Below are 4818 nucleotides of genomic sequence, written 5' to 3' on the forward strand. Positions count from 1 at the left end.
CGAGCATCCGTCCCGCCTCCCGGGCGGCGGCGCCGCCCGGACGGAGGGCATCGACACGCAGCAGCCAGTCCAGCGCGTCGGGCACCGGGGTCGCGCCCTCCGCCGCCAGTCCGGCGAGGGCCATGCCGGTCAACAGCGCCGCATCTGCATCCTCGACCTGCTCCGGACGAGCGGCGCCGAGCCATGCGCGGCACCGCGCGGCCGCTCCCGCATAGTCGCCCGCCTCGATCGCTTCGATCGCGGCAGCCAGATGCAGCAGGCGAGGCTGGGCATGCATGCCGGCCAGGATGCCCTGGCCGGCTCACCAAACCGCTAACGCGGCTGCATGCGGATCGCGCCGTCGAGACGGATCGTCTCGCCGTTCAGCATCGGGTTCTCGACGATATGCACCGCGAGGGCGGCGTATTCCGGCGGCTCGCCCAGCCGCGACGGGAACGGCACCTGCGCACCCAGGCTCGCCCGCACCTCTTCCGAGAGGCCCATCAGGAGCGGCGTCAGGAACAGCCCGGGCGCGATCGTGTTCACCCGGATCGCGTGCTGCGCGAGGTCACGGGCGATCGGCAGCGTCATCCCGACGACGCCGCCCTTCGACGCCGAGTAGGCCGCCTGTCCGATCTGTCCCTCGAACGCCGCGACCGATGCGGTGTTGACGATCACGCCGCGCTCCTCGCCCTGCGGCGGCATCGTCAGCGCCCGCGCCGCGAACAGGCGGATCATGTTGAACGTGCCGATCAGGTTGACGTTGATCACCCGCACGAACGCGTCGAGCGGATACGGCCCCTGCTTGCCGACGATGCGATGCGATCCGCCGATCCCGGCGCAGTTGATCAGGATGCGGGGCGCGCCGTGGGCCTTTTCCACCGCCGCGATCGCCGCCGTGGCCGCCGCTTCGTCGGCCACGTTGCAGACGCACGCCAGACCGCCGATCTCGTCGGCCACGCTTTTGGCGTTCGCCTCGTTCAGGTCGATCACGCCCACCTTGGCGCCGCGCGCGGCCAGCGCGCGCGCGGTCGCGGCACCCAGCCCCGAGCCGCCACCGGTTACGATGGCGACGCTGCCCTTGATGTCCATTATCGGTGCTCCCGTCAGTGTGCCGCGGCGTCGATCAGCAGACGCGCCGCGTATTTGCTCTCCAGCCGCAGGCCGACATCCATCGGCACGAGGCACGCCTGATAGGCGAGCTGCTGCACCGCGTCCGCCGCGGGCGACCGGCCGCCGGTCGCCTTGCGCTGCAGCGCGTTCGCGACCGCGAACTGTCCACCGCCGTGATGCGTGCGCGGATCGGCGCCGGGCAGCCGGAACGTCTTGGTGTCCCAGGCGCGGACCGCCGCCTCGGCCCCGGCCGACTGCACCCACGCGGTGGCACGGGCGAGCACCGCATCGGCAGGCACGATCTCGTCGACGAGTTTCGCCGCCTGCGCGTCCGCCGCCGTCAGCGACCCGCCATGAAGCAGCTTCAGCGCCGCAATCGCCCCCGCCATCCGCACGAGACGCTGCGTCGCCCCGCCCGACGGGATACGCGCCTCCGACACGCGCGGCATGCCGAGCCGCAACGCCGCGTCATCGGCGACGACGCGGCGATGGCAGGCCAGCGCCACCTCGAACGCGCCGCCGGACAGGCTGGCGCCGATCGCCGCAGCGGCAGGCTTGCCGCCCGTCTCGAGACGCCGCAGCGCCGATTGCAGGACGGAGACGCGCGCCAGCGCCGCCTTCCGCCGCGCCGCCGCGTCCGTGACGGCGCGCAGCTCGGCCGCCACGGCGCCGGCATCCGCCCCGCCCGCCTGTTCGGAGGCGGTCGGGAAGTGGATCACGATGCCGCGGACGGCCTGATCACCGAGCAATGCGTCGATCGCCGCCGCGACCGTGCCGGACGTGGCCGCATCGAGGGCATCGAGCCCCTGCGGCAGGTCGACCGTCAGGATGCCGACGCCATCGGCGCCGACGGCATGGGTCACGCCGCCCATCAGACGCGCTCGATGATGGTGGCGGTGCCCATGCCGGCCCCGACGCACAGCGTGACCAGCGCCGTATTGAGATCCCGCCGCTCCAGCTCGTCGAGCACGGTGCCGAGGATCATCGCGCCGGTCGCGCCGAGCGGATGCCCCATCGCGATCGCGCCGCCGTTCACGTTGAGCTTGTCGTTGTCGATCTCCAGCAGCTTCTGGAACAGCAGCACGACGGAGGCGAACGCCTCGTTCAGCTCGAACAGGTCGATGTCGTCGACCGTCATGCCCGCGCGCTTGAGCACCTTGCGCGTCACCTTCTCCGGCCCGGTCAGCATGATGCAGGGCTCCGAGCCGATGGAGGCAAACGCCCGTATGCGCGCGCGCGCCTTGAGCCCAGCGGCGATGCCCGCCTCCTTCGAGCCGAGCAGCACCGCCGCGGCGCCGTCGACGATGCCGGACGAATTGCCGCCGGTGTGCACGTGACGGATGGCGTCCACTTCCGGGTAGCGCAGCTTCGCCACCGCGTCGTAGCCGCAGTCCTCGCCGAGCGAGGTGAACGCGGGCTTCAGCGCGCCGAGGCTCTGCATGTCGGTGGCCGGACGCATGTGCTCGTCGGTCGCGAGCAGCGTGTCGCCGAGCACGTCCGTCACCGGCGCGATGGAGCGGGCGAAACGTCCCTCGGCCCAGGCCTGGGCCGCGCGCCTCTGGCTCTGCACCGCATAGGCATCCACGTCGTCGCGGAAGAAGCCCCATTTCGTCGCGATCAGGTCGGCCCCGATGCCCTGCGGCGCGAAATACGTCTTGAAAGCCACTTCCGGGTTGGTGTGCCACGCGCCGCCGTCGCTGCCGATCGGCACGCGCGACATGCTCTCGACCCCGCCGCCGATCACCATGTCGGACTGGCCCGACATGACCTGCGCCGCCGCCATGTTCGTTGCCTCCAGGCCGGACGCGCAGAAGCGGTTGATCTGAACGCCCGCGACGGTCTCGGCATAGTCGGCACACAGGACGGCGACGCGGGCGATGTCATGTCCCTGCTCGCCGACCGGCATCACGCAGCCGAGCACGACGTCATCGACCAGCGACGTGTCCAGCCCGTTGCGGTCGCGCACCGCGCGCAGCACGCCGGACGCCAGATCGATCGGCGCCACTTCATGCAGCGCGCCGTCGGGCCGTCCGCGCCCGCGCGGCGTGCGCACATGGTCATAGATATAGCAGTCGGTCATGCCGCCCCTCTCGGCCGATCCACCCGCCGCCTACAGGCTGCGCGCGATCAGCTCCTTCATGATTTCGTTGCTGCCGCCGTAGATCATGCCGATCCGCGCGTCAGCCCAAAGATGCGCGATCGGATACTCGGCCATGTAGCCATAGCCGCCGAACAGCTGGAGGCAGCGGTCCGCGATCTCGCACAGGGTCTGCGACCCCCACCATTTCGACATCGCCGCCGTCGCCGCGTCGAGTTCGCCGGCGACCAGCCGCTCCACGCACCAGTCCATGAACACGCGGCCGATGGTCGCCTGCGTCTTGGCCTCGGCCAGCACGAAGCGGGTGTTCTGGAAATCGAACAGGCTTTGCCCGAACGCCTGCCGCTCGCGCACATAGCGCAGCGTCTCGGCGATCGCCGTCTCCATCGCCGCAACCGATCCCACGCCGATCACCAGCCGCTCCTGCGGCAGCTGCGACATCAGCTGATGAAAGCCCCGCCCCTCGGCGCCGAGCAGCGCGTCGGCGGGCAGCTTCACGTCGTCGAAGAACAGTTCCGACGTGTCCTGCGCATGACGGCCGATCTTCTCGAGGTTGCGGCCGCGCCGGAACCCCTGGGCCTTCGCCGCCTCGACGATGAACAGCGACACGCCGCGCGCGCCCGCCTCCGCATCGGTCTTGGCGGCGACGATGACGAGATCCGCGAGCTGGCCGTTCGAGATGAATGTCTTCTGCCCGCGCAGGGTCCAGCCGTTGCCGTCGCGCCGCGCCGTCGTGCGCATCGACTTGAGATCGGAGCCGGCCCCCGGCTCGGTCATCGCGATGGCGCCGACCATGTCGCCGCGCGCCATCGCCGGCAGGTAGTGCAGACGCTGCGCCTCGGTCCCGTAATGCAGAATGTATGGCGCCACGATCGCGTTGTGCAGACTGAGCGCAAGATCGCCGAAGCCGATGCGGGCGAGCTCCTCGATCAGCACCGCCTCGTGCCGAAAGGTGCCGCCGCCGCCGCCGTATTGTTCGGGTATGGCGAGGCAAAGCAACCCGGCCGCGCCGGCGGCGGACCATACCGCGCGATCGACGCACCCCTCGCGCCGCCACCGGTCGCGATGCGGCACGACCTCGCGTTCGAGGAACCGCCGTATGCTGCTGCGAAGGTAGTCGAGTTCGGAGCCGCCAGCCATGTCGTCCATGGCCGGACGCTACATACGCCCCGGTAGGGTGGCAAGACGCCGCGTCCCTCGCCGCCCGCGCGACGGCCAAGCACGGCGCGCAAACCCGATGGGGCGCCACGCCGGCCGAAGCGCCCGACGCAAGCCGTCATATCGAAAGAGGATCGGCCGGGGAAATGGTAGCGGCGGACGGATTTGAACCGCCGACCAAGGGATTATGATTCCCCTGCTCTACCGCTGAGCTACGCCGCCACGGAACGCGCGGGACATACTGCGCCCGGCGCGTTTGCGTCAACCAAGCGGTGCCGGGGGCGCGATGAAGCCGCCGCCGAGCACGCGGCCGCCGTCATAGAACACGCAGGCCTGCCCGGGCGCCGCCAGCGCCGGCGCGTCGAGCAGCGCCAGCCCGCCGCCCCGGTCGTCGAGCGTCACGGTCGCGGGCTGCGGCGCCTCCCGCGCGCGCAGCTTGACCTAGATCGGAAGAGCACACGTCTGAACTC

Annotated in this window: 5 protein-coding genes, 1 tRNA gene and 1 pseudogene; all 7 read right to left on the minus strand. The window is 70.9% G+C overall.

The window, feature by feature from the left end; genetic code table 11:
* The coding region (locus tag B8460_RS14730; protein WP_048862370.1) for a hypothetical protein at nucleotides 1-277 on the minus strand (277 nt) is incomplete at its 3' end.
* A gap of 35 nt (nucleotides 278-312) precedes the next feature.
* Nucleotides 313-1071 (minus strand): SDR family NAD(P)-dependent oxidoreductase, encoded by a 759-nt coding sequence (locus tag B8460_RS14735; protein ID WP_048862371.1) that lies wholly within the window; start codon nucleotides 1069-1071, stop codon nucleotides 313-315.
* A gap of 14 nt (nucleotides 1072-1085) precedes the next feature.
* The gene (locus B8460_RS14740) at nucleotides 1086-1955 is read right to left on the minus strand and encodes an enoyl-CoA hydratase-related protein (RefSeq protein ID WP_158322877.1); all 870 of its coding nucleotides are present in this window, start codon (nucleotides 1953-1955) and stop codon (nucleotides 1086-1088) included.
* Nucleotides 1956-1963: 8 nt separating this feature from the next.
* Nucleotides 1964-3172 carry an acetyl-CoA C-acetyltransferase gene (locus B8460_RS14745; protein WP_048862373.1) on the minus strand — a complete coding sequence of 403 codons (1209 nt, stop codon included), beginning with the start codon at nucleotides 3170-3172 and terminating at the stop codon, nucleotides 1964-1966.
* A gap of 30 nt (nucleotides 3173-3202) precedes the next feature.
* A complete protein-coding gene (locus B8460_RS14750) occupies nucleotides 3203-4339 on the minus strand; it encodes an acyl-CoA dehydrogenase family protein (protein WP_148360622.1) in 1137 nt (378 codons plus the stop codon).
* Between the two features lie 156 nt (nucleotides 4340-4495).
* Nucleotides 4496-4570: transfer RNA gene (locus B8460_RS14755), tRNA-Met, on the minus strand.
* A gap of 39 nt (nucleotides 4571-4609) precedes the next feature.
* A pseudogene (locus B8460_RS14760) lies at nucleotides 4610-4789 on the minus strand (aminomethyltransferase beta-barrel domain-containing protein); the annotation flags it as partial.
* Nucleotides 4790-4818 lie beyond the last annotated feature (29 nt).

The sequence above is a fragment of the Acidisphaera rubrifaciens HS-AP3 genome (assembly GCF_000964365.1).
GTDB lineage: Bacteria > Pseudomonadota > Alphaproteobacteria > Acetobacterales > Acetobacteraceae > Acidisphaera > Acidisphaera rubrifaciens.

What these genes read in the sequence shown, in the direction of transcription:
- B8460_RS14735 (WP_048862371.1), bottom strand. Translation starts at nt 1,071, where the DNA reads ATGGACATCAAGGGCAGCGTCGCCATCGTAACCGGTGGCGGCTCGGGG.
- B8460_RS14745 (WP_048862373.1), bottom strand. Translation starts at nt 3,172, where the DNA reads ATGACCGACTGCTATATCTATGACCATGTGCGCACGCCGCGCGGGCGC.
- B8460_RS14750 (WP_148360622.1), bottom strand. Translation starts at nt 4,339, where the DNA reads ATGGACGACATGGCTGGCGGCTCCGAACTCGACTACCTTCGCAGCAGC.